This window comes from Microbacterium sp. Bi128 (genome assembly GCF_918698205.1).
This window is the reverse complement of sequence record NZ_CAKKMM010001116.1, coordinates 1-1,692: the sequence shown is the minus strand read 5'-3', so window position 1 is coordinate 1,692 and position 1,692 is coordinate 1. Positions and strand designations below refer to the sequence as shown.

Here is a 1,692-nt window from a genome sequence, read left to right as displayed (position 1 = left end):
TGCCGACGTTGAGTTCGAAGGCGCCGTTGGTGCCGGACCACGCGATGGCGGTGTCATTGCCGATCACCTGTGCGCAGACCATGATGGAGGCTTCGCAGATGACGGGGTTGACCTTGCCCGGCATGATCGACGAGCCCGGCTGCAGGTCCGGGATGGCGATTTCGCCGAGGCCGGTGTTGGGGCCGGAGCCCATCCAGCGCAGGTCGTTGTTGATCTTCATGAAGGAAATCGCGATGTTGCGCAGCTGGCTGGACGCTTCGATGAGGCCGTCCCGGTTGGCCTGGGCCTCGAAGTGGTCGCGGGCCTCGGTCAGGGGCAGTCCGGTGTCGGCCGCCAGCAGTTCGATCACGCGCTCCGGGAATCCGGCCGGCGTGTTGATGCCGGTGCCCACGGCGGTGCCGCCAAGCGGGACCTCGGCGACGCGGGGGAGGGCGGCGTTGATGCGCTCGATGCCGTAGCGGACCTGCGCGGCGTAGCCGCCGAACTCCTGGCCCAGCGTGACGGGGGTGGCGTCCATGAGGTGCGTGCGGCCGGACTTCACGACGTCCTTGAATTCGGTGGCCTTGCGCTCCAGCGACTCCGCCAGGTAGCCGAGGGCCGGGATCAGATCGTTGATCAGGGCGGACGTGGCGGCGACGTGGACGGACGTGGGGAAGACGTCATTGGAGGACTGCGAGGCATTGACGTGGTCGTTCGGGTGGACAACCTTGTCGCTTCCGGCAGACGTGAGGGCACGCGTGGCGAGCTCGGCGATGACCTCGTTGGTGTTCATGTTCGAGGACGTGCCGGAGCCGGTCTGGAAGACGTCAATCGGGAAGTCGCCGTCGTACTTGCCGGCCGCAACCTGGTCGGCTGCGTCGGCAATCGCCTGGGCGAGCTCGCCGTCGAGCACCCCCAGTTCTGCGTTTGCCTGGGCGGCGGCCTTCTTCACCCGTGCCAGGGCTTCGATGTGGGCGCGCTCCAGGGTCTTGCCGGAGATGGGGAAGTTCTCGACTGCCCGCTGCGTCTGTGCGCGGTACAGGGCGTTCACGGGAACGCGGACTTCGCCCATCGTGTCGTGTTCAATGCGGAACTCTTCGGTGTTCAACTCATCTGTGGAAGTCATGGGGCTAGCTTATTGGGAGTAGGAGTCCCACCGAAAACCGTGAGCAGGCTGCGACGGCCGGGCGCCGGGGTTTACAGCCTGCCGATGCTGGAAACGAGATCGGCCCGGCCGTCAGCCAGGCTGTAGGCGAGGCCGATCACGGCGGTGCGGCCGCTGTCGACTGCGCCCGAAATCACCCGGGAACTGTCCACCAGCCGCTGCGAGGTCTGCTTGACGTTCTCGACCACCATGTCGTTGACGTCGGTCTGATTGTTACGCAGCGAGGTCAACACGGACGGGGTGATCCGCTCCACCAGGCTGCGGATGAAACCGACCGGCATCTGGCCGGTTTCCACGGCGTTCTTGGTTGCAGTGACAGCACCACAACTGTCGTGCCCCAGGACGACGATCAGCGGGACGTCCAGTTCGCTGACGCTGTATTCCAGCGAGCCAAGCACGGCGTCGTCGATCACCTGGCCGGCGGTGCGGACCACAAAGGCGTCCCCGAGGCCGAGGTCGAAGATGATTTCGGCGGCAAGCCTGGAGTCGGCGCAACCGAAGATCACCGCGAAGGGGTGCTGGTTTTCAACCAGCGACGAGCGTCGCGA

General features: G+C 65.8%; 2 protein-coding genes. Both read right to left on the bottom strand.

What is annotated here, in order from left to right:
- Positions 1–1,105 (bottom strand): class II fumarate hydratase (locus LQV45_RS30340; protein WP_230010929.1); only part of this gene is annotated, 1,105 nt, incomplete at its 3' end.
- 71 nt (positions 1,106–1,176) lie between these two features.
- On the bottom strand, positions 1,177–1,692 hold a 516-nt coding region (locus LQV45_RS30335), incomplete at its 5' end, for a carbonic anhydrase (protein ID WP_230010927.1).